Below are 24211 nucleotides of genomic sequence, written 5' to 3'. Positions count from 1 at the left end.
TCCTTTTCTTTTTTTGCTTAGTTTGTGAAATAAATCACAAATAAATCCGCTAGAAGGTGATATATTTAACTCAACAAGAGAAGGAGTGATGAAGATGAGAACCAACGGTCAAACTCAAATCACGCAGGCGGATGAATTAACCAGATATATGCTTCAATTATGCTACACATGTGACGATGCCAATCGTTGTACAACAGAGGAAGCAGTGAAGGCTTGCATGGCAGAACACGCACAGGCAGACCAGCCCGAACCAGCCGAAGGTGGAGATGTAACTCGCGGGTATATGGATCTAATGTATGCTTAGTTATCAAAACTGATCAAAGAAGGCTGATATATCAACGTTTTGCCTCTGAAGTGCACCCCTTAGAATAGACATTGGAAAACCCCTTGGGTTTAGCCGATGAAATTCTAGGGGGTGTATTTTTTATGGCGATTAAGGGACAAAAGTTTAAAACGTATTCAGAGAAGATAAAAAATGAGACTATTCGTCTGCTTACGGTTGAGGGGTAGACTTATCGAAAGATTAATGAACATCTGGGGATTCATTACCCAGGACGAATGAAGCGCTGGATGCGAAAATATCGGGAACAAGGTGAGTTTGGACTGATGGATCAGCGAGGTCGACGTAAAGAATACTTGGATCAAGAACGCTATGTACAGAAACTGAAACGGGAGAATGAGTGCTAAAAAAGGCTTGGTAATCTGGAAGGAGGAAGCAAATATATAATACAAACAAGCGTTCTCATTGGAGGGGTGAACATGCTAGTGAAATATTTAGGTTGGTTAGTTGAAATCATTTACGAGGATAAAAGCGGAAAGAAGATAGATGCCGTGACCATGCCTTTTTTATTGTAATAGATTAGAGAGTAGCAAGACTAATAGGGGGAATGGTAGATGGCAGATTCAGACTGTAATCAAAACGCTTCCGGTCTTTGTTCAGAGGCAGAAGGGAATACAACCACCGCAAGCGGGTTTGCTTCTCATGCGGAAGGATATCAGACTACAGCCAGTGCATCAGCAGCCCATGCGGAAGGATATCAAAGTAATGCCAGCATGGATTCAGCCCATGCGGAAGGAAGCCACACAAGCGCTTCCGGAGCCGCATCTCACGCCGAAGGGTATATGACACTGGCTACGATTGATGCGGCCCATGCAGAAGGGGCTTATACGACAGCATCCGGTTATGAGGCTCACGCCGAAGGGTACCTTTCCGTCTCTTCGGGCCACGCTGCCCATGCAGAAGGAGCCCGAACCGTTGCATCTGGGTACGGAGCCCATGCGGAGGGTGCTGATTCAGACGCCAGTGGAAATGCTTCTCACGCTGAAGGAGTAGGGGCGGCGGCTGTCGGTGATGCATCTCATGCTGAAGGTACGAATACAACGGCATCTGGGGCAGGCGCACATGCCGAAGGACAGTTTACAGTAGCCAGTGGAGATGCTTCTCATGCAGAGGGATTTCAAACAACGGCAAGTGGGTTATATGCTCATGCGGAAGGAGCATTTTATGCTACAGCATCCGGTTTAGCATCTCATGCCGAAGGAACCGGTACAATAGCTTCCAACACTGGTTCACACGCTGAAGGTTTAGGTAGTGTGGCTTCAGCAACGTACTCCCATGCCGAAGGAGTTTATACAAAAGCTTCCGGTGATTTTTCACATGCTGAAGGTTATTATACTACTGCTTCCGGTATAGTATCTCATGCAGAGGGCGAAGGAACACTAGCTAGCGGTGTTTATTCCCATGCAAGAGGTCAGGAAACGAGATCAACTGCTACAGCTTCAAGCTCAGAAGGCGCCTTTACTCAGGCTAATGCAAATTATTCACATGCTGAAGGGAATTTTACTAACGTTCTTTCCGATCATGTTAACTCCCATATAATGGGTAGATATGGCCAAACGTTATATCCTGGTTCATGGCATTTAGCCAATGGTACAGGTCCTGGTTATGGATTAGCCGCTGTACTCCAAGGCTCAACCGGCAATCTATATATTGATGGAACCGTTATGTCGCCTGCTGCCGATTATGCCGAAATGTTTGAGACGATAGATGGGCAGCCGATTGAACCGGGATATTTCGTAACAACGGTTGGTGAAAAAGTTAGGAAAGCAACAAACACAGATGACTATGTTGCAGGTATTGTCAGTGCGAGACCATCATTTATAGGGGGAGCCAGCCACCTAAATTGGATGGGCAAATATGAAACAGACGAATGGGGCAAGATCCAATACGAAGACAGAGTAGTTCCGGAGCAGAAGGATGAGCGGGGAGAGGTTATAGTACCAGCTTATACAATCAACAGTGCTGTTATTAGCGCCTCTTATGACCATTCACGCGAGTACGTCTCCCGCATAGATCGAATGGAATGGGTAGCCATAGGAATGATGGGGAAGCTCCTTGTGAGGGATGATGGAACCTGTCAAGTGGATGGTTACTGCCGACCTAATGATGAAGGAATTGCAACTGCTGCTGCAGAAGGGTTCCGAGTATTAGCAAGAACAGGAGCCAATCAGATTAAAGTCCTTGTCAAATAAACGGAGCTTGAAACGATTTTAAATAGCTATAGGTCCAATCTTTCAAAAGTTGGGATTTTTTGTATTCTGGGATCGTCACGCTAAATCAGCTTGTATAACTACAAACGTATGTGAGCGAAAATTATAGTAAGATGGATTTAATGTATGCTTAGGCTAATCATTCACGGAGAACGCTCCTGCGGGAGGGTTCTTTTTGATTTGGAGAGAAATGTATACGCTTTAAATTCACTTCGCAAATATTGCAGCATGGGTTATTATAGAAACAATTAAGGTAAATGTCTCAAAATGTGGATTTTTTTAATTGACTTTATCTGAAAGAGAAAGGGCATGAGATAGTAGAAAGGATGAAACCATGATTATTCAGAATCTCCCAATTGAAATAAAAGAACATATAGGGGAAGTCCAGAAAATCACTTTTCCTAAGCAAGGTCATACTTCTACTGTGGCTATTCTGGATACATTCGACCAGAAGTACATCATCAAGAAAACAGAAAACGATCTTTATAATGAATGGTTATCCGATGAATATAAGGTGCTCCAATACCTTTACCATACGGGACTCCCTGTTCCAAAGGTGTATTCATTCCATACTGAGGACACATCGAGATGGCTTCTGATGGATTATATTGATGGAATAAGTTTAAGAGAATTTCTCTCTAAGATGCCTGACCTCCAAAGTAAAGAAAAAGCGATTTTTAACTTTGGGCTTTGTTTAAAGAAAATACATGAATGCTCTTGTCCTGTTGAGTTATTGAACAATAACACTCCTTGGTTAGATACAATGCTTAACAAAGCAGAATATAATCTAACTCACTTTGCTGTAGACGGATCAGAAGAACTACTTCAACAGTTGAAAGAAGGAAGACCAAAACCAATAGAGAACACTTTCATTCATGGAGATTTTACTATTGATAATGTGCTAGTTAATGATTGCAAGATTGTTGGAGTTATTGACTGGGCAGGAGCAGCTTATGGCGATCCAAGATATGATGTAGCATTAGCCATTAGACCGAAACAGAACGCGTTTGATAATGAAAGAGATAGAGAAATATTTTATAAAGGGTATGGAAAGTTAAGAATAACGGATGAAGAATATAATTATTTTGAAGATGGGATATATAACTTCTTTTAGTCTGGCTATAAATTGTTCTTCAAACGTATATTAATCTCTCTAGAAGGAGTCGAATAAATGAGCCCTCCAAAACATATCTTATCTGCCGCTGCAATCGTGATAAACGAACAAAATGAATTATTACTTATTAGAGGACCACGAAGAGGATGGGAAATGCCAGGCGGTCAAGTAGAAGAAGGAGAATCCCTAAGTCAAGCTGCGATCAGAGAAACGAAAGAGGAGTCTGGAATCGACATTGAAATCATCAAATTCTGTGGAATATTTCAGAATATCGAAAATTCAATATGTAACACATTATTTCTAGCAAGACCAATAGGAGGAGAATTAATCACATCATCGGAGAGTTTAGAGTCTGGTTTCTTTCCGATCGATGAAGCCATTTTAAAAGTCGAATGGAAAAACTTCAGAGAAAGAATAGAGTATTGTTTAGAACCTGAGATGCAACCTTTTTGCATTGAATTCAGTGATGAAAATAATATTTAAAAGTTTCCGGAAAAGCGTGGTGTTATCTAATTGTTTTGGGAAAATGTACAAGTGTTTGTTAATTGACCAAAACTACAATAGGGGGAATTACATTGAACGTAACCTTTACTAAGGTGGCCGGAGTTAGCTTCATTATTTTATCAATCTTAAGACTAACTCCTTATATTAATGTGACTGGTAAGTGGTTGTTATACATATCGATAGCAGCATTTTTTCTTATCCTATATGACTTAATGGAATTTGTGATTAAAAGAATAATGGCAAGTAAGGGTTTGAAACTTAGCAAGGTTTTATCTAGTTTTCGCCCATTGTTTCTTGGATGTGCAGTGATGGCTATTATAGTTTTGCCTAATATAAAGGTCGCTATCTCTGTTAAAGAGGTGAATACGTATAGTGATTTTTTCACTTTAATTAGCCTAGGAATAGCAATAATGTTACTTGGATTTAAGACTGAAAGAGAAGAATCTACTTCGCTGGAAAAATCAAAAGGGAATGAGATAAGAGAATTTTTGAATTCAACTGAAGGAGAAATGATTATTAAAAAATATATAGAAGAACAAACAATAGAAAATAACAAAAAATTGATAAGTTAGGCAGGTTCTAAGTAGTCATGATGAACGAAAAAGATTTGAAGGTCAATTCCGGAAAGGAAGTTCAATCAATGAAACGAGTCGATGAAGTATAAACGAGTGTAAATTTGAAGAAATCAAAGAACATGCCATTTTTATCACATTCAGAGCGGAAATCGTCGGAGGGAGAGAAGAGATATCAAGACCAGAGATTGCATGGTTGGATATAACACAGGCAGATGAGCTTATGCCTTACTACAAGAACGGCTTTAAAAGCTTACTTCATGGCAATGAGATTACATATTTCAACGAAGGTAACAAGTAATGTTCTGAATGTAGTGTATAAAGGAGGCTATCAGATGAACAAGCACAGTGTTTATGAAACAAACAGCTTTTATTGGGATACAAAAGGGAATGACTTTTTGAGAGCAATCGTGCTTCCATATTATGGAGCATTTATCTCGGAAGAAAAACACCAACTTTTTGGTGATGTCTCAGGTTTAAAGATGTTAGAGGTGGGCTGTGGAAATGGTCAATCCTTGCAGTATCATGGAGACCGCAAAGCAGGTGAACTGTGGGGTATGGATATATCCCAGAAACAGATAGAAAAGACACAACAACACTTGAGGACATACGGAATTCCTGCAACATTGATATGTTCACCCATGGAAGAGGAATGTGGGATTCCTACTAATTATTTTGACGCTGTGTATTCGATTTATGCCATAGGTTGGACAACCGATCTTGAAGGTACTTTCAGCCGAATCGCTTCTTATTTAAAGAAAGATGGTATTTTTATTTTCAGTTGGTCTCATCCAATTCATAGATGTGTCGTTGAAGAAAATGATAGATTTGTCTTCAATAAGCCGTATTCTGATGAATCGTGGTATGCGATATCTCCTGACTTTTGTCAGGGTGAATTAACCTTGGCTGATCGTCAACTATCAACCTATGTCAATGCGTTAGCGAAAGCGGGATTTGTCATTGAACAAATGATAGAAGAATCCGATGAGGATATCATGCAATTACATAATAATAGCGATAGTCTCCTTAAAAGAGCAAAGATGTTACCTGTATCCTTTGTGATTAAAGCAAGAAAACGGTGATTAAATGAAATGAATCGGAGAGTGGGCTATGTTTATTTATGGGTTGAAAGCAGATCAATGGAGAACGTAATAGATCAAATTTTATTTTAACTAAAATTAAAGAATGGGTTTTAAAGAACTGGTGCGAGGAATGAACATCTAAAAGACATCTTGATGAGACGAAGGAGGTCACGAATTGTTTCTCAATGTATTATTTTGGTTGATTATTCTCTGGGTGATCTCCCTTTATTTCAGTTTTCCTAAGAAAGATCGCATGTACACAGTCAATGTGCCAAGCACATATTACATTCAATCTTCAAATCGTTTGGATATGCAGAAAAACTACGAATGCGCTGCATTTTCCAGTGCGTTTGTCTTGAGACATTTCGGTTTGGAGTCCAACGGAACAAAGCTTTATGAAACCTATCCTCGCAAATTACTGGATGGTACGGTATATCCCAAAGCGGTCGTTGTTTTTTTCGGAAAACTAGGATATCAGGCAATGTACTTACGAGGAAATGTGAATACGTTGAAGAAACAGATCAGCCAAGGGGTGCCTGTTATTTTATTTATTAGAGTACATCCCAAACAACGTTATTTGCATTTTGTTCCCGTCGTTGGTTATGATGAAACGCATTTTTACTTGGCAGAATCGTTAGACCACAAGATTAATTGTGATGAAGAATATTACAATCGAAAAGTCAGCATAAGTGAACTCAACATGTTATGTAGGTCGTGGTTACCTTTTTCTCAAAACTCCTATATCGTCGTACACCCGATGCAGATTTAAGACGGCTCTCTTTCAAGGGACAAGATATATTTCTTTAAACGAACTAATCTGCTTTATTCGGAACGTCTGCTTAGTTAAACCAAGCAACTCATGCCCAAATGGCATGAGTTTTTTTGAACAAATCTCCTCACGTAAACCAGCTCGACTCAATTAATGGTTTTGAACAAAATAGATCAAACGTATAGGCAGTTGCTACTGATTTTATTGTTTTACCTGATAATTAGCGGAGTTTTTTAGTTAAAATGGTTGTTCGTCCACGCATCTTTTCATCTACATACGTACGTTAAACCATGTCTATAGGGAGGTGTCCACACTGTGAGTCATTCAGAAGTGAAGAAACGTATGAAGAGAAAAAAGGCAACATTCCATCCGTGTAAAGTTAAAAGAAAAGAACGCCGATTGAAAGTGGTCAAAAAGTTCGTTCAAGTAAAATGTCCGCCTCCAGAAGTGAATATATCTACCCCTACTGTCGTTGGCCCAACAGGACCACAAGGTATACAAGGCGTACAGGGCGTACAAGGTATTCCAGGTAAACAAGGGGTTGAAGGGCCAACTGGAGCTCAAGGACCAGCAGGGGGGCCACCTGGACCACAAGGGCCTCAGGGACAGCCTGGTCCTGCTGGAGCGGTAGGTTCTCAAGGTCCGGTCGGGCCTGCTGGACCTATGGGAGCACAGGGGATTCCGGGAGAAGCAGGGGCCGTAGGGCCACAAGGTCCGCAGGGTAATCCTGGACCTGCCGGGGCAATTGGGCCTCAAGGTGTTGCTGGAGCTGTTGGGCCGACGGGTGCGACAGGAGCTGCAGGAGCAGTAGGCCCGGCAGGCCCAGCCGGTGCAGCAGGAGCGGTAGGCCCTGCTGGGCCAGCCGGTGCAGCAGGAGCAGTAGGTCCGGCAGGGCCAGCCGGTGCAGCAGGAGCAGTAGGTCCGGCAGGGCCAGCCGGTGCAGCAGGAGCAGTAGGCCCGACTGGTGCTACAGGAGTAGCTGGTCCAGCTGGAGCCACGGGAGGTACAGGTGCAACAGGAGCAGCTGGAGGCGTACTGGGATTTGCTGACTTTTTCGCACTGATGCCACCTGATAATGCAGCAACGGTTGCTCCCGGTACTGATGTAAGCTTTCCTCAGGATGGGCCGACAAGTGGAACAACTATCGCACGTACGGGGCCTAGTTCATTCAATCTGGCAGCCATTGGTACGTATCAGATTTTGTTCCAGGTGAGCATCAATGAAGCCGGTCAATTAATCTTAACTCTCAATGGGGCAGATTTGGCTCCTACTGTAGTTGGGCGAGCAACGGGAACGTCTCAGATTGTGGGTATGGCTTTAGTGCAGACAACCGTGATTAATTCTATTCTGACCGTTCGGAACCCGGCTGGTAATGCTACTGCATTAACAATCACGCCACTTGCGGGCGGAACAAGACCTGTATCGGCACATCTTGTGATCACACAATTAGCGTGAATCAGTTAACAGGCTAGCTAATTGTCCTCAGCTTTATTAAATATGCATCCACAAGGGTAACATGGGTTTGCTTGAACTGAGATAGCAGTGCTTTACCTGAGGCTGTTATCTCAGTTGGAGCGGATAATGGTACAGGAGTAACTACATATCGGATACTCTTTTTGTTTTGTGAGAAATGGTGAAAACGTCACTACTAATTATTTTTTCAGTAGATAATATGATAAAATATTGGAAAAACATCAGAGGTGAGTACATGAAGAATGGACACTGGAGAAAAATAACATGGATTGTTGCGGCATTATTATTAATCATGATCACGGCTTGCGGCAATAGCAAATTCAATCCAAACGAATTTTCAGAACAGGATCTGGCTGTGACGAAGACTGACAGTGAGGATAAGATTACGTATGGAATGAGTCAGGAAGAGGCGGAGAAAATCCTCGGTGAGGGAACATCAACCGGTGTGGGTCAATCCTATCAATACAATAACGGAATCACGATTGGTTATAGGGATGCCCAAGTCGTTAGTATCATCTTGAATAAGGACTCGAAAGGGTACTTTAAGACGGCTCGCGGGGCAGAGGCGGGGATGACACATCAAGAAATTCTCGATCTGTATGGCAAGGAATATGTTTTAGTCGAATCTGAACGTAATATCGATTATGCCTATCATATTCAGAAGGAAACATTCCTGGATGAGAAGTCGCTACAAGCGGAAAAAGATGATCTGGCTATCTATCGTGCATCGTTTATGCTGACAAAAGAGGGACAGGTCAATCAGGTTATATTGTTGGATCATCGATTTGCAACAACCTTTAAGTAAAACATGGCTGCTAGTTAAGCAAGGTATTAGATAATGAAATAGTACTTATTTTTCGTATGAAGCAACCCTTCGGTATTCTGCCGGAGGGTTTTTCCCTTCACACCGTTCGATTTCAATCCGGATAACAAGTTCCTTGTTTACGTGCATATACATTACAGGAGACGGGTCAAGACTCCGGCTGTCCTAAGTTGTATGAACGGAGGGAGAGACATGGGCATTGAATCATCCTGGATGTTTGATTTGTTTGGAACCGTCTTTCCGGTTGTATTTGTTCTGATTATAGGTATAGTCCTTCTGTCGATGGGAAAGGAGGTATGGAGGTGGGGACGCAACAACTCGGAGCCGCTATTGACCGTGCCTTCACGAATCACCAGCAGACGGATGAAGATGAGTCAGTCGCAATCTGAACCGGGCAGTACAGCACGAACGTTATACTACGTCACCTTTGAAGTAGAAAGTGGAGATCGGCTCGAATTCAAAGTCAATGGCGAAGAGTATGGTTTGTGTGCTGAGGGGGATGAAGGACGGCTCTCGTTCAAAGGAACGCGTTATGTAGGCTTCGAGCGATATAATCGCGTATATTCTGAACGCCTACGGGGTTAAACTGAGCAGCTTGCGCCAGAATGGCGTGAGCTTTTTTGATTATTTACTGGACAAGCGTTTCTTAATGGGCCTAACGTGTTTTTATATAAGAAGAGGCTTAATGAGATTATGATCAAAAGATCATTACCATAGAGGAGGCAATCAATATGTCATTTACAGATCAGGTCGTTGTTGTAACCGGGGCCGCTCAGGGAATAGGACGAAGTGTGGCTGAGGCTTATGCAGTCGCTGGCGCCAAAGTTGTACTTGCTGACTACAAGGAAGCAGAAGGGGCGGCAGCGGCAGCTTCCATTCGTAATGAAGGCGGAGAAGCCATCTTTGTCCAATGTGATGTTCGGAGCGAGCAGGATATTACGAATCTGTTTCGTACAACCGTGGAAGAATTCAAACAAATTGATGTTTTGGTGAATAATGCAGGACTCGCCAAGTGGAAGTCACCCTATGAGCTGACGCTGGAAGAATGGGACGATGTACTCAATACCAATGTGAGAAGTTGCTTTTTGGCGAGTCGGGAAGCAGCCAAACATATGAAAAGCAATGAACACGGGGGTGCCATTATCAACATGGCTTCAACTCGTGCGCTGATGTCTGAGCCGGATACCGAAGCTTATGCCGCATCCAAAGGAGCGATTGTAGCTCTGACGCATGCGCTGGCGGTCTCACTGGGCAAAGACCAAATTCGGGTCAATTGTATCAGTCCGGGATGGATTGAGACAGGTGACGTGGAGAAATTGAAAAAGGAGGATCATGAACAGCATCCCTCCGGTCGTGTGGGTGTTCCTTCGGATATCTCCCGTGCTTGTTTATATTTGTCTGATCCAAGCAATACCTTTGTCACAGGGACCAACCTCGTTATTGATGGAGGCATGACCCGAAAAATGATATATGAGGACTAGAACCGGGATTGAACCGGGCGAGCCCTAAGCTGTCCCAACTTCAGAGTGATAAGCCCAAGTTAAGCACTTGGGCTTATTTGTTTTTAATAACTCGGTTGCTATAATAAATGTGATTTTACAACAGTAGAGGAATGGAGGGAGTATATGTTCGGGAAACAATCCCGGAAGGTATTTTGGCTGTTACTGCTGATCGGAGGGATGATAATGATAGGGAATGAGTCACCTGCTGAAGCTGACGGCGCAGATATACGGGCGGCCTGGGTATGGCAGGCACAGTCTGTTAGCAACGGAGATGAGCTGTTGGCCAATGCAGCTAAACATAAGATAAACAGGCTGTACGTGAATGTAGACATGACGCTATCCAAGGAGGTATACCAGACGTTTATAGCCCAAGCAAGCCGCGCAGGTATTGCGGTTGAAGCGCTGGGAGGCGATCCATCCTGGGCACTCAGTGGCCGTGAAGGCCCCATGCTCAGATTAGCGTCGTGGGTAAGTGATTACAATCAAGCTGCTGAGCCCAACGAGCAATTTGATGCCATACATCTGGATATCAAGCCCTATGTGTTACCAGCCTGGAAAGAAGATGCTAAGCCACTGGTACAATCCTGGGTAGCCAATATGAATCTGTTATTTGAGCAAGTGAGACAGGATGGCGCAGTTGCAGTGAATATTGACCTGCCATTTTGGCTGGATTCCTATACTGTCATAGGAAATAGAGTTTCTGAGGATGCAGATAACGAACCATTGTCACGTTGGTTCATTGAACAAGTGGAGCATGTCACTTTACTCGCTTACCGTGATAACGCGCAAGGGAACAATGGTATCATACGTTTGATTGAACAGGAAATGAACTGGGCCGATGCCAGCAATGTGAGCGTCACGGTTGGGTTGAACACCAAGCCCATGCCTGGTGAGGAGTTCACGTCATTTGCCGGGAAAGGTGTAGCACAACTGGAAAGCGTTATTGAAGAAGTTGCCTCCGCATTCGGCGAGCATAGTTCCTACGCAGGTTCTGCTGTACATGACATCGTATACTGGGGACAACTGGAGCCGTCGGAACTGCCATCACCGGAGATTCCATCCAATCAGCCAGAGATTCGGGGAACGTATATCTGGGAGGCCTCTCAGGTGACGAATGACGGGGGAGAGCACATACTAGCATTTGCTAGAGAGCAGAATATTAACTGGTTGTATGTCAGGTTGGACCTGGATCAACCCTATTCCAGCTATCGCAGTTTTGTGAAACGGGCAAAAGCGCAGGGTATTGAGATCCATGCGATGGGTGGACACCCCATCTGGGGCAAAAAGGAGAATCGTCCACGCATTCAGCGATTGATTGATTATGTGAAAAACTATAATGCTGAATCCGAGCCGGATGAACGATTTGAAGGCATCCATCTGGATATTGAGCCTTACACTTTGCCAGAGTGGGAGAATAGTCGGGACACCTTATTGACTGAATGGGCTGCCAATATTACATTTTTCCAGGAAGAAACGAAGAAGGACAGTAATCTCGAAACAAGCGCAGACCTTGCTGTATGGCTGGATAGCTTCGCGTTGCCAGGAAAGGATACATCTGTGGCTGAATTTATGATCCGTACACTCGATCATGTGTCGCTGATGGCTTTTCGTAACAACGCCGAAGGTTCCAATGGGATTGCTGCTGTTGTGAGTCAGGAGATGGAGATCGCCGATCGTTTCGGTAAAAGGTTGATGATTTCGGTCGAAATGAAGCAGAACCACGAAGGTCCTCATATTTCTTTTTATGAAAAAGGGGCAGCGGAGATGGAACTTCAGCTTGCCAAGCTTCCTGATCTGCTGGCCGAATATCAGGCTTACCAAGGCAACATTGTTCATGCCTATGATTATTGGATTGAAGCCAAGCCCTGAACAGGCGAGTATTATAAGAAACGAGTTGCTTCGGGACTTCACCTTGGGTGAGGTTCCGGGCTTTTTTTTATGGAAAAAAGATGGAATCGTGTCACCGAATGGGCTCCTGCACAATACGATGTACGGTGATGAACAGCTGAAACAAGGGAGGAAACAGACTATGGCTGTTATTAAAGCCAACTCAGAGGACGTCAAGCTGCTGGCTAGGCTCATGAGGGCAGAGGCTGAAGGTGACGGCGAACAGGGTATGTTGCTTGTAGGCAATGTAAGTGTGAACCGGGTGCTGGTGGATTGTCTGGACTTTAAGGATATTCGCGATATCAATCGTATGGTATTCCAGAATCCAGGAGGCTACGAGTCAACACAGAAGGGGTACTTTTACCAACGGGCAAGACAGTCCGAGATACGTCTCGCACAACGGGTGATTAATGGAGAGCGCTTCTGGCCTGCCAGCAATTCATTGTGGTTCTTCCGACCTGTGGCCGAGTGTCCGGCAACGTGGTATGACCAGCAAAATACAGGACGTTTCAAAGCGCATTGTTTCTTCAGTCCTTCAGGCGAAGACTGTCCGGAAGTATATTAAATTTTGGGAGGAATCATCATGATTAATCAGCCTTATCAACCAACAACTCAAACAATGGGTCAGCAAGCGAATTCCGTGTTGGGTCAACAAGCTAATTCTCAGGTTCAAGGTACGTCTTACAAAATCGGGAACGGAATGCCTGCCATGTCACCAACGCCAGGGATGGTATCACCAAGCTCCACAAGTGTACCGCCACTCGTATCCAGTGGAAGCCCAATGACACCAACGGGTGCAGTGATTACAACAACAGCTCCACAGTTTGAGCAGTCATACATTGAGAATATTTTACGTTTGAATCTTGGTAAATTCGGTACATTCTACATGACATATGAAGGCAACAAAGAATGGAACGCTCGCATATTCCAAGGTATTATTGAAGCAGCGGGCCGTGACCATATTATCATCAGTGACCCGAAGACAGGAAGACGGATCATGCTGTTGATGGTCAACTTCGACTATGCTACATTTGATGAGCCGTTGTTGTATCAATATCCGGGCGTGGTAGGCAATTACCCGCAAGCTCCAAGCAGATAATCATTTTCACCTCATCATGTTGATTGATAACTGACATGTCACATGTCTAACACATACTGATTTACTTCGCTGTCCTGAATGTGGAGGTAATCCGCAGACAGGACAGCTTTTTACATAAACATATATACGAAGGTTACTATAGGTTTAGAGTTATAGGTAACCTTTTGGCGATAACATGGCACTTATACATGAATAGAACAAGCAGCATGCTTATATGAAGGGAGTCCATAGCATTGAATTCATGGATTGAAGGAGCGATGAAGGGCGAAACCGAAGCTTACGCACAACTGATGTCTCAATATCGCGGGATGGCTCTTGCTGTTGCCTACAATCGTTTAGGAGATACATTTTGGGCTGAAGATGTCGTACAGGAAGCATTTACTGAAGCCTTTGGCAATCTGTCCAAGCTGGAAGCTCCTGAGGCTTTTCCCGGGTGGTTCAAGGTGATCGTGGAGAGGCAGTGTTATCGCTGGCTAAGACGCAAGCAACATACCATGATTCCAGTTCAGGAGCTGGAGCATGTATTCCATGAAGAGGATCAGGCGCATAATCCGGAAAAACAAGCGGTGCAAAATGAAATGTATCGTACGCTGCGTGATTCCATTGCAATACTGCCATCATCGATGCGGATTGCTGTTGAACTGTTTTATTTGGAAGGATACTCGCTCAAGGAAATATCGGATTTCCTCGGGGTCAAGGTACCTGCATTAAAGAAAAGACTGTTCGATGCCCGATCCAAACTCAAGCGCTCTATGCCAGTAAGGGATCTGGTCTCTGTATTCAGTGACTTGTATGAAGGGGGAAAAGGATTGTTACACATTATGAATGGGGATCACGCTGCCAATCGTTTAAGAGAAAGTGGAATTCAGGGAGACATCTTGGTATGGAGAGAGTTGTACACGTTCGGCCCGGTAGCCAAAGAGATGGGAGATACGAAGGAGCGGCAGAATCGGGCATCCGTGTTAGAGCAGCAGTTGGGCATTCCACAGGCGGAATACTTGAAGATTGAGGAACTGGAACGCAAGTTGAATTCGTTTCAACAATACAAGGAAATTGTTTTATGGTTCGAATACGATCTCTATGATCAAACGATGTTATCGTATCTATTGCATTATTTCAGAGGACAAGCACTCCAGAATACAAAACTGAATCTGCTCTGCATTGACTCGTATCCAGAGATCGAGCACTTTAGAGGACTGGGACAGCTTACCTCCACACAGATTGAACGTCTGTCCGGCAGTTGGCATGTGATTGAGAAAAACGAGTTACAAGCCGGTGCACAGTTCTGGCAAGCCTATACGTCGACTGATTTCCGGCATCATCTGGATTACTTGCAGGCAGATACTTCTGCGCTACCCTTTGCGAAAGCTGCCTTTAAGGCACATTTGTCCCGTCTGCCATCTGTATCGAACGGTCTGGGACTCATTGAGCAGGCAACACTGGAGACTATTAGAGCAGGTGTGGAGCATCCGTATCCATTATTTCGCGAGGTAGGAGACAAGCTGCATATTCTCGGGATGGGTGATCTTGAATACTGGGCACATCTGAAGCGGATGACAGAAGGACCTCATGCTCTTCTTCAGATGAGCGGTGCAACCACTTTCCCTAATTTCAAGCAACATGATGAAAAATTCCGTGACGGAATCCTGTCGCTAACGGAACTCGGAATTCAGGTGTTGAATGGAGAAGTCGATTGGGCACTGCTGAAGCAGGATGAATTCTGGATCGGTGGGCTGCATAACGAAAGCGGGGAACGAGCGAAGTGGCGCTGGAATGCCGCTTCGGAAACCGTAGTGGAGATTGAGTCCACATCGTAATCAGCGAATAGAATCTGAGAAAATAACAGTATTATAAAAAGAGAGTATCCAGCCATGCGGAAGCATGAGCGAGGATACTCTCTTTGGTTCTGGTAGATCATTGTTTGTGAAATGTTAAAAAAACAGCGTAATCGAGACTTTTGTTAAAGAAAAAAGGCGTTTGTGCCATTTCGTTGTCATAGGACACGGATTGACTGTGTAGTTTAGAATTATATAATAAAAGAAGCATATCTTTTTTATTCGACAGAACAAGGTGGAGGTGGAAGCATTGGGAAGTTGAAATTGCATATGAGCGGCAGAATGGCAAATATCCTACATTTTCGAAGGAGGTGGACCTATTTGCCGAAGAATGACGGCAAATAGGATGAAAATTTGAGTGACCCCTTACCGAGTATTTTAAATTTAGTAATCATTGGTTTACTTGTATTAATGAATGGTTTCTTTGTGTCGGCGGAATTCGCGATGGTGAAGGTTCGTGGAAGCCGGATTGAGGCTTTGGTGGAAACAGGCAACAAAAATGCCATCTATGCTTCCAATATCGTACGTAATCTGGATGCATATCTGTCAGCTTGCCAACTAGGTATAACTTTGGCTTCACTGGGACTCGGGTGGCTGGGAGAACCGGCAATTGCACATCTGTTAGAGCCCATGTTTACCGCATTTGGACTGGGACCAGTCTACGTTCATGGAATCTCTATTGCCATTGCATTTGTGATTATTACGATCTTGCACATTGTACTGGGAGAACTTGCTCCCAAAACGATGGCGATTCGAAAGTCTGAGACGATCACGTTGTGGTCTGCGGCTTTGCTAACGTTCTTCTACAAGTTAATGTATCCATTCATATGGGCACTGAACGGTATGGCTAACGGCTTGTTGAGACTGTTCCGAATGGCACCAGCTTCGGAGATTGACTCGGCACATAGCGAAGATGAAATACGTATTCTGATGAAAGAAAGCAATAAGAGCGGTTTAATTGACAACACTGAATTAGCACTTGTTGATAATATATTTGATTTTACGGATACAACCGCCCGTGAAATTATGATTCCGCGGACGGAAATGATCTGTCTGAATGCCAATGAGTCCATGCTGGAGAATCTGGAGATTGCCAGTGAGAGTATGCGAACAAGGTATCCGGTATATAACGGAGACAAGGATCATATTATCGGCTTTATTCACATTAAGGATCTGATGCGATCCCAACTTACGGATACCATCTCCGTGATCCGGCCCATCCTGGCTGTGCCAGATACCACGCTGATCAGTGATCTGCTCAAGCGTATGCAGCGTAGCAAGACACAGATTGCGATTCTGATTGATGAATACGGGGGAACCTCCGGGCTTGTCACACTTGAAGATATCATGGAAGAGATCGTAGGCGAGATTCAGGATGAATTCGACCATGAGCGTCCTGTCATTGAACAAGTGGATGAGATGGAATACTCTATTGATGGATTGATGCTGATTGAAGAAGTCAGCGAACGGTTCGGACTGGAGATGGATCGTGCCGATTACGATACCATCGGGGGCTGGCTGTACTCCAGAGTAGATGCCATTCCACCTGAGGTTGGTCAATCGGTTGAGTATGGGGGTTATGTATTTGTCATTCAAGAGACAGAACATAAGCGGATTTCCCGAGTAAATGTGATTAAGCTGGAACTGTTGGTTGAAGAAGAAGGCGCGTAGCCGGATCCAAATTGTAACAAATGAAGCTGTATGGTGACGTTATGGTCATCGTACAGCTTTTTTGCATGCTCATGATTCTTTGGGTGCATGAATGACAATATCGGCGTAACGATTCTCCGTGACCAAGCTGTTCTCGATAGAAATTCGCTTATAAGTGACGTAAACATTCTCTCCAGGAGCCAGATCATACTGGATATTCAGCTTTTTTCGAGTGGATTGGGTTGTTGTCGGTGTCTTAATGGTGATGATGGCGTACATGGGCGTATCGACAAAAGTAACCTCGTGAGAATTGTAGTCCCCCACCTTAGTGGTGGATAACACGGGATTTTGCTTATACTGGGTCAGGTGATCATTCACCATGCCAAGTGTTACGGGTAACACATAAAACAGAAGTACCAGAGGCAGAAGGCAGAAAGCAATCCCGAAAACACGTAAAAATTTGACATGGGAAAGGGTCCGTCCGCTCTGCTTGAGGAAAAGAAAAGCAAGGATGGGGGACAGTACAAGTCCCCAGATCATAAAGGGCAATACATAGCGGTCAATCCCCATGCTTATCCAGCTTTCCCGAGCTGTAGCCAAGAAATATATTAAGGTCCCTGCGGTAAGCGCACTCACCAAGATAACAAGCCAACGTTTGAACGAGCCGGAAACTTCGATATGTAGTTGATTCGGATTGGAGCTGTGACGATGCCTTCTGGATTTGAATTGAAATTTACTCAAGTTATACACCTCATTTGCAAATCTTGTTGGTTCATATGGTTTCGTGTATCCATTACCCAATACATACGGGCTGGAATAATTTAGGTTTCAACCATGCTGGAGATACATGCAAAGACAAAAGACGCTGCCGACAGAAACATCGGAGCGTCTAATTTTTTTTTGAAACCTGTCACCTGATCCGTCCGTTTATACCCTTACACAAAATCAAGTATGGAAGCGGAGGATGGATCAATATGCGGAAAATGAGAACGAAGAGTGCAGCATCTATGCTAAAAATAGCCTTTGTTGCCTTGTTAATGGTGCCAACAGTGCTGGCTATACCTACGTCCGAACCAGCCGTTGCAAGCCCGATGATCAACGTGTCCTCTGGTGCCCTTACACCCCCACCTCCGTCGGAACCATCCATCCATTCGCTTGCTAACACTCGAGAACTTGGACATATCTATCAAGCGGTCGGTGCACTCATTCCTGGGGGTGGACTATCGGCTATCGTCAATACCAAGACCATGACATATACAGCAATGAAGACACTTTCCGTAGATTATCGACTTGAGCGCTGGACAGGAACAGCATGGGTAACTTTCAAAACGAATTCCAACAATGCAACGAATACAAACTTACTGAATGCCGCATCGGATTGGACCGTTATGCCAGGATATTATTATCGCGTTACCAGTATTCATACAGCGAATGATGGAAGTACCACGGAAACAAGCAAACATGTCTCTGGCACCGTGTTATTCTGATCTTATCGACGGGTGCTGCCCGGAAACTTCTGCTCTTGAAAATCGTTGGCAATAGCAGTCATTTCTTCTTCCGAAAGGGTGCCAAACAGACTCATATTGTTGGAACCCATCATCCACTGAAAGGAGTTATAGGGTGGGCCGATATACATCAGTGCTTCCGAGCCATCCGCCAGCTTTACGGTGCTCATATCACGAAGCATGGCCCCTTCAATTTTCTCCCCAGGCATGACATGGACATAATCAAACTGGATGATCTCATCCTCTATGCTCTTGCCTTCACTGGTATATTGAACTCTCATTTGTGTGGACTCATAATAATCATCTGGATTCACAGGGTTTTCAGTATCAAGCACAAGTTCGAATTTGACCTTGTTGAATCGCTCGGGAATGGCATTGGATAACAGAAAGTCACCCATGAACCCTTCGCGTGCGATCTCTTCCGTAACAAGTACTGGACGCAACAGATGGCTCGATAACTCATACGAAGGTGTATTAAGAGCTTCTTCTTCTTGTACTTTAAGAATGTCGTCTAAGCTGGTTTCCGGTGGTGGAGGCGTTTTGGCTGTTGACGGATCAGCCCCCAGTTGGGTCGTGCGATCCTCAATGATAACGGATTTCATGCCATTACCCCAATCTTTGATGGATTGCACAAAAGGGGATACCGCTTGCGTACCGGACGGCAGGCTGAAAATAACGGCCCCGATGGTCACGGACGCAGCTACGACGACTGAAAGTCGCAAGGTACGTATTCTTTTTTTACGTAAACCGATTCTGTTAATTTCCCTGTTTACCTTCTGCCAGGATTGCTGCATGGATTCGGTATGGGAGGCGGAAGGGGCAGAGACGGCCTGATGGAAAGCTTCATCAAAAGCCAGGTCAAACGCAGCGTCGAAATATTCGTCTTCCAGCTCTGAATCGAATCGCTCCACGTTTTTATCGGACTTGCCTTTGCTCAATGCTTCCACCCCATTCCTTATGTAATTTCTTCTTGATACTGCCACGAGCTCTGAACAAACGTTGCTTCACAATGTCTTCGGAGGTATCCAGCAGTTCGGCCATCTCTCGGTAGGAGAGACCTTTTTTCCACCGTAACTCCACCAATACACGATATTCCGGTTTGAGCTGTCTGAGATAATATTCAATGGACTCTTCCATCATCTGCGTTTCTACCATGCTTTCCACGGAAGCTGCCGTCTGATTCATTGTCTCCATATCTATAAAAACACTATCCGTATCCAATTGGTTACGGTTATTTTTATTTTTTCTCAGATAATTAATAGCTGTGTTCCGTGTGACAACCTTGAGCCAGGCTTTCAGTTTGACCTCGTCTTCAAAGATGGGTTTGTTTTTAATGATTTTGATAAAAGCTTCCTGAATAATATCTTCTGCTGCAGCACGCTCCTTGATGATATAAACGATAAGACCATGTACCATATTATAATATTCATAATACACTTCTTCTTGAAGTGCAGAGCCTAAATTATGGAAATCTGAGGCTAGTAATAACTGGAGCCGATTGGCCATGATGTTCTCCTTTCTGGTGAACAGTCCACAAACATTGGTATCATTACATTTTACAACATAATATGGAAACGGTACAATGGGAGGTTGGTCCGGGAAAAACCAGATGAGGGAAGTATGCATAACATGCGGGAAAGTTTGCTGAAAATTAATAAAAGGCCGTCTCGCCAACCATGAATTCATGGTTGCAAGACAGCCTTTTCGACTGTTCAGTGAACATACATTACAGGAGATAACTCTCCGTAATAAGTTAGAATGCCCAGTCTCCCTTAAGGAAGATGGCTTCGCGTTCGCCGTTTGCCGTGATACCGTAAATGTCCGTCTCGGGAGAGCCCATCATGAAGTCCACGTGGGTGATGCTGGTGTTCATGCCACGGGCTGCAAGTTCTTCCGGAGACATCGTTTTGCCACCTTCGATATTAAATGCATAGGAACTGCCAATCGCAAGATGGCACGACGCATTCTCATCATACAGTGTAGTGTAATACAGGATGCCACTCTCAGAGATCGGTGAATGGAAGGGAACCAAAGCGACTTCGCCAAGGTAATGAGATCCTTCATCCATGGAAATGAGTCTTTCCAGCGTATCCTTACCTTCTTCAGCATGAAAATCAATGATACGTCCGTTCTCAAATGTGAGTGAAAAACGATCAATGATACTGCCGCCATAACTGAGTGGTTTGGTACTGGACACTTTGCCATTAACGCCATGTTTGGCTGGAGCGGTGAATACTTCCTCTGTCGGGATATTCGCGACAAAAGGGGTGCCTTGCTCATTCACGCTACCTGCCTGCGCCCAGATATGACCTTCTGGAAGCTCGACAGTAAGATCTGTCCCTGGGGAGAGGAAATGTAATGCTTGATACTTCTTGTTGTTCAGGGCAACGGCTTTGGTCTCCAGTCGTTCAATATGCTGTTCCCAAGCCGCTACAGGGTCCTCCAGATCGGCTCTCACCGCAGCAAAAATGGCTTCCCACAACTGGCTAACCTGCTCAGCTGCCGGGAGATCCGGGAATACTTTGGCTGCCCAATCGGGCGAAGGACATGCCACACCCGTCCAGCTCATTTTATCCGCCTGTTGATACTGACGGTACTTGGCCATCGCCTGACCATATGTACGCTGATGAGTGGAAATCCGCTCCGGGTCAATACCTTTCATCAGGTCTGGGCTGGATGACAATACGGTCAGAAAGGCTGCATTATTGGCCGCCAGTTCTTCAAGCTCCGCTGCATGCCATTTCGGCGGCTCTTGGAAGGACTCCTCAGGGGCCATCTCAAACCGCAATCGATTGACGGTTTCATCTCCGTATTTTACAATCACCTGCTTGGCGCCAGCTTCATATCCCTTGCGTACCAACAAACGTACGAATTCAGCGGTATCAATCATCGCAGAGATGACAAATACTTGCCCTGGTTGCACATTAGCACCTACTCTTACAGCAAGTTCAGCGTAACGATCCAGTTTTTGTTCAAAACTTAACATATGAGTTCCCTCCAATTGTTGAATTTTTGACCTGTTGACGCAGGAAAAGAGAGGAGTAATCTCCTCTCTCCTAAATCACATCAAACGGGATTAGAATGCCCAGTTTCCTTGCAGGAAGATCGGCTCTTCCGCGCCTTCGGAGGTCACACCGTGGATGTTCATTTCTCCGGATCCAATCATGAAGTCTACATGAGTGAGGCTGGAGTTCATGCCACGTTCAATCAGCTCTTCTTTGGACATCGTTTTACCACCTTCCAGACAGAAGGCATAGGCATTACCAATCGCCAAATGGTTGGAGGCATTTTCATCAAACAAAGTATTGTAGAACAAAATATTGGTATCGGAAATTGGGGACTGATGTGGAACGAGGGCTACTTCACCCAGATAGTGTGCGCCATCATCTATCTCGATCAGGTTTTTGAGTGCATCGAGACCTTGATCGGCGGTATAGTCAACAATTCGGCCGTTCTCGAATGTTAGTGAGAAACCGTCAATCAGGTTGCCGCCGTAGCTTAGTGGTTTCGTGCTGCGCACTGTACCGTTAACACCCGTTTTCAGCGGAGCCGTGAATACTTCTTCGGTAGGCATATTGGCAATAAAGACATGTCCTTGCTCATTCACACTTCCACCGGATACCCAGATATGGCCTTCTGGAAGTTCAATGGTCAAGTCTGTGCCTGGAGCTGTATAGTGAAGCTTCTTGTATTTTTTGTTGTTCAACAGATCAGCGCGGGAATCCAGGTTTTGCAAATGGGTTTTCCATTCGGCAACAGCATCCTGCTCACCGATCCGTACTGTTTTGAAAATGACATCCCACAGGCGGTCCACTTGTTGCGCTTCTGGCAGATCCGGGAACACTTTAGCTGCCCATTCCGGAGAAGGAACGGCCACGATAGACCAGCTGAATTTATCAGCCATCTGATAAGAACGATATTTTTCGAGCGCTTTGCCGCGCACTTTTTGGCTGGTAATAATGCGTTCCTGCGCTACACCGTTCAGCAGATCCGGATTTTCAGCGATGACGTGCAGAATAGCTGCACCTTCTTCAACCAGTTCAGTCATTTCAGCTGCAAACCATTTCGGTTCAATGGAGAAAGCTTCATCAGGTGCAAGATCGTAATGAAGACGTGTAACGGTTTCATCACTCCAGTTTACTTTGACCAATTTCGCACCTTTACCGTAGGCTGCTTTGACAATCAGTCGTACAAAATGTGCTGCCGAGATTGGAGCGTTAACCACGAGCGTTTGTCCAGGATGGACATTGACACCGACTTGTACAGCCAGTTCAGCATATTGCTGCAGATTCGTTTCAAAAGTATTCATGCTATTTTTTCCTCCAATGTGATAATAATATCGTAGCTTGTTGGCTATTATAGTCCTCATTACAACTATGTAAGGACTCAGAATGGTTCCTTCATTGAATAAGGTATACGTTGCTACGTTATATATTGTACAATTAACCAATAATAATTACCAAACTAGGTTTACCAGAAATGTTGGAGACCGACTGTAGATGAAAGATTAAAGGAGAGAATGATTGTGAATATTGAAATTATAAGTACTGAAATGCGCCGTGAAGGTGAAAAAGGATACGTGGGAAATACCGTTTACCGCACAGAAGGCGAAAAGTCAGTATATGAGATTACCTTCATGAGCAAGAACGGAAAAGATTGGGACTATAGCTTGCATTTCACGGAGCAATCCGGTGATGAAGAAGAGTTACTGCGTATGGACGAGTTGCTTGAGAATGATGACGATCTGTATAATCAATTGCTCGATGCTGCTTTGGAGGCATTTCCAGCTTAACTGGCTGAGATGTTCTTGTTCTATTGTGTTGTGTCGATGACTATACTAGACGGTGTATGCCCAAAACAGGGTGTATACCGTCTATTTTATTGGAAATGTTGAATAGATGATCCAGAAAAGGGAAGTCTACGAGATGAATGGAACCAGAGAGACAATCCGCCTAATGGGAGGTAACCGTGAATGGCATCTGACAATCTGATTACAGAAGGGTTGACGGGACTTGAAGAAGTCGCGCCCGATATTCTCAGTCTACGTACACTATTCGTTAATGTCGTGTTCATCGGAGAGCCAGGAAGCAGGAACTGGGTCCTCGTGGATACTGGAATGGCGAGGTTCACGGATCATATTGTTCAGGTTGCAAGCGAACGTTTTCAAGGTCCGCCATCTGCGATCATTTTGACACACGGTCACTTCGACCATGTAGGAACCGTTATTGAGCTGGAACAATTCTGGGGTGTGCCAGTGTATGCTCATCCGCTTGAAATTCCGTATTTAACGGGATTAAAAGATTACCCGCCAGCGGACCCTTCTGTAGGTGGAGGTTTAATGTCCAGGTTGTCATTCGCTTATCCCAATGAGGCAATCAATCTGGATGATCGGATATTCAGTCTACCCAAAGATCATTCCGTTCCAGGTCTATCAGGATGGGAATGGGTGCACACGCCAGGTCATACGCCTGGACATGTGTCGCTGTTTCGGGAAGCGGACCGTTTGTTAATTGCGGGAGATGCAATCATCACAGTGAAGCAGGAATCGCTGTGGAGTGTGTTGCTTCAGGACAAACAGTTGCATGGCCCGCCTTCCTATTTTACAACCGATTGGCAGGCTGCTCATCAATCTGTCCAGCATATAAGGCATCTGGAGCCGAAACTTGCGATTACCGGGCACGGGCATGCCTTGAGCGGAGATATGCTGAGTGAATCCTTGAAGCGGCTTGATCTGGACTTTGAAGAGAGCACTGTGCCGGATCATGGCAAATATGTGGATTAATTGAACCATCATATGAAAGACAGCAGAGACAGCCGTAACGTATTACAGCTGTCTTTTTCCTGTC

25 protein-coding genes are annotated in these 24211 nt (G+C 44.6%); 20 read left to right on the top strand and 5 right to left on the bottom strand.

Features of this window, described 5'->3' with window-relative positions; translation table 11 throughout:
* Positions 1-94 precede the first annotated feature (94 nt).
* The 17 genes from NSQ20_RS18600 (at position 95) to NSQ20_RS18520 (ending at position 16881) form a co-directional block, all read left to right on the top strand.
* Positions 95-304: a hypothetical protein gene (locus NSQ20_RS18600; RefSeq protein WP_051447324.1), complete on the top strand. Its 210-nt coding sequence runs from the start codon at positions 95-97 to the stop codon at positions 302-304.
* A gap of 218 nt (positions 305-522) precedes the next feature.
* Complete coding sequence (locus NSQ20_RS18595; protein WP_143780985.1) at positions 523-687, top strand: helix-turn-helix domain-containing protein; 165 nt, start codon at positions 523-525, stop codon at positions 685-687.
* 207 nt (positions 688-894) lie between these two features.
* Positions 895-2532 (top strand): peptidase G2 autoproteolytic cleavage domain-containing protein, encoded by a 1638-nt coding sequence (locus NSQ20_RS18590; protein WP_051447325.1) that lies wholly within the window; start codon positions 895-897, stop codon positions 2530-2532.
* A gap of 352 nt (positions 2533-2884) precedes the next feature.
* Positions 2885-3664 (top strand): phosphotransferase, encoded by a 780-nt coding sequence (locus NSQ20_RS18585; RefSeq protein ID WP_340030551.1) that lies wholly within the window; start codon positions 2885-2887, stop codon positions 3662-3664.
* 57 nt (positions 3665-3721) lie between these two features.
* Positions 3722-4147: an NUDIX domain-containing protein gene (locus tag NSQ20_RS18580; RefSeq protein WP_036613733.1), complete on the top strand. Its 426-nt coding sequence runs from the start codon at positions 3722-3724 to the stop codon at positions 4145-4147.
* Positions 4148-4239: 92 nt separating this feature from the next.
* Complete coding sequence (locus NSQ20_RS18575; RefSeq protein WP_036613734.1) at positions 4240-4740, top strand: hypothetical protein; 501 nt, start codon at positions 4240-4242, stop codon at positions 4738-4740.
* A gap of 335 nt (positions 4741-5075) precedes the next feature.
* Complete coding sequence (locus NSQ20_RS18570; protein WP_036613736.1) at positions 5076-5822, top strand: class I SAM-dependent methyltransferase; 747 nt, start codon at positions 5076-5078, stop codon at positions 5820-5822.
* A 175-nt stretch (positions 5823-5997) separates the two neighbouring features.
* Positions 5998-6591, top strand: coding sequence for a C39 family peptidase (locus NSQ20_RS18565; RefSeq protein WP_340030550.1), 594 nt, complete (start codon positions 5998-6000; stop codon positions 6589-6591).
* A gap of 315 nt (positions 6592-6906) precedes the next feature.
* Positions 6907-8046, top strand: coding sequence for a collagen-like protein (locus NSQ20_RS18560; RefSeq protein WP_340030548.1), 1140 nt, complete (start codon positions 6907-6909; stop codon positions 8044-8046).
* 253 nt (positions 8047-8299) lie between these two features.
* Entirely contained in the window at positions 8300-8869 is a 570-nt protein-coding gene (locus tag NSQ20_RS18555) for a hypothetical protein (protein ID WP_340030546.1), read from the top strand.
* A gap of 210 nt (positions 8870-9079) precedes the next feature.
* A complete protein-coding gene (locus NSQ20_RS18550) occupies positions 9080-9472 on the top strand; it encodes a DUF2500 domain-containing protein (protein ID WP_017688132.1) in 393 nt (130 codons plus the stop codon).
* A gap of 146 nt (positions 9473-9618) precedes the next feature.
* Positions 9619-10368 (top strand): glucose 1-dehydrogenase, encoded by a 750-nt coding sequence (locus NSQ20_RS18545; protein ID WP_017688133.1) that lies wholly within the window; start codon positions 9619-9621, stop codon positions 10366-10368.
* Between the two features lie 204 nt (positions 10369-10572).
* Positions 10573-12258 (top strand): hypothetical protein, encoded by a 1686-nt coding sequence (locus NSQ20_RS18540; protein ID WP_340030545.1) that lies wholly within the window; start codon positions 10573-10575, stop codon positions 12256-12258.
* A 160-nt stretch (positions 12259-12418) separates the two neighbouring features.
* Positions 12419-12841, top strand: a complete 423-nt coding sequence (locus NSQ20_RS18535; RefSeq protein ID WP_076217086.1) for a cell wall hydrolase — start codon at positions 12419-12421, stop codon at positions 12839-12841.
* 135 nt (positions 12842-12976) lie between these two features.
* A complete protein-coding gene (gerQ, locus tag NSQ20_RS18530; protein WP_235193948.1) occupies positions 12977-13375 on the top strand; it encodes a spore coat protein GerQ in 399 nt (132 codons plus the stop codon).
* 233 nt (positions 13376-13608) lie between these two features.
* Positions 13609-15192 (top strand): sigma-70 family RNA polymerase sigma factor, encoded by a 1584-nt coding sequence (locus NSQ20_RS18525; RefSeq protein WP_340030544.1) that lies wholly within the window; start codon positions 13609-13611, stop codon positions 15190-15192.
* A 372-nt stretch (positions 15193-15564) separates the two neighbouring features.
* Positions 15565-16881 (top strand): hemolysin family protein, encoded by a 1317-nt coding sequence (locus tag NSQ20_RS18520; protein ID WP_036673776.1) that lies wholly within the window; start codon positions 15565-15567, stop codon positions 16879-16881.
* A 69-nt stretch (positions 16882-16950) separates the two neighbouring features.
* Here the strand turns inward: NSQ20_RS18520 and NSQ20_RS18515 are convergent, their stop codons facing one another.
* Positions 16951-17601, bottom strand: coding sequence for a hypothetical protein (locus tag NSQ20_RS18515; RefSeq protein WP_340030543.1), 651 nt, complete (start codon positions 17599-17601; stop codon positions 16951-16953).
* Positions 17602-17834: 233 nt separating this feature from the next.
* Between NSQ20_RS18515 and NSQ20_RS18510 the strand changes: the two genes are divergently transcribed.
* The gene (locus tag NSQ20_RS18510; RefSeq protein ID WP_340030541.1) at positions 17835-18347 is read left to right on the top strand and encodes a hypothetical protein; all 513 of its coding nucleotides are present in this window, start codon (positions 17835-17837) and stop codon (positions 18345-18347) included.
* A 2-nt stretch (positions 18348-18349) separates the two neighbouring features.
* Here the strand turns inward: NSQ20_RS18510 and NSQ20_RS18505 are convergent, their stop codons facing one another.
* From NSQ20_RS18505 to NSQ20_RS18490, 4 genes are all read right to left on the bottom strand, one after another.
* The gene (locus tag NSQ20_RS18505) at positions 18350-19303 is read right to left on the bottom strand and encodes a hypothetical protein (protein WP_340030540.1); all 954 of its coding nucleotides are present in this window, start codon (positions 19301-19303) and stop codon (positions 18350-18352) included.
* Positions 19281-19871 (bottom strand): sigma-70 family RNA polymerase sigma factor, encoded by a 591-nt coding sequence (locus NSQ20_RS18500; protein WP_017688141.1) that lies wholly within the window; start codon positions 19869-19871, stop codon positions 19281-19283. The genes NSQ20_RS18505 and NSQ20_RS18500 overlap by 23 nt, the downstream gene beginning before the upstream one ends.
* A gap of 247 nt (positions 19872-20118) precedes the next feature.
* The gene (locus NSQ20_RS18495; RefSeq protein WP_340030539.1) at positions 20119-21351 is read right to left on the bottom strand and encodes an aminopeptidase; all 1233 of its coding nucleotides are present in this window, start codon (positions 21349-21351) and stop codon (positions 20119-20121) included.
* Between the two features lie 90 nt (positions 21352-21441).
* Complete coding sequence (locus NSQ20_RS18490; RefSeq protein WP_036613753.1) at positions 21442-22674, bottom strand: aminopeptidase; 1233 nt, start codon at positions 22672-22674, stop codon at positions 21442-21444.
* A gap of 216 nt (positions 22675-22890) precedes the next feature.
* Here NSQ20_RS18490 and NSQ20_RS18485 point away from each other — a divergent pair, with 216 nt between their 5' ends.
* Both NSQ20_RS18485 and NSQ20_RS18480 read left to right on the top strand, forming a co-directional pair.
* Entirely contained in the window at positions 22891-23157 is a 267-nt protein-coding gene (locus NSQ20_RS18485; protein WP_081746005.1) for a hypothetical protein, read from the top strand.
* A gap of 180 nt (positions 23158-23337) precedes the next feature.
* Positions 23338-24147: an MBL fold metallo-hydrolase gene (locus tag NSQ20_RS18480; protein ID WP_340030537.1), complete on the top strand. Its 810-nt coding sequence runs from the start codon at positions 23338-23340 to the stop codon at positions 24145-24147.
* Positions 24148-24211 lie beyond the last annotated feature (64 nt).

Origin of the sequence: Paenibacillus sp. FSL K6-1122 (assembly GCF_037977015.1) — a bacterium.
GTDB lineage: Bacteria > Bacillota > Bacilli > Paenibacillales > Paenibacillaceae > Paenibacillus > Paenibacillus amylolyticus.
Note: the sequence above shows the minus strand (reverse complement) of the source record. Positions and strands in the feature narration are given on the sequence as shown.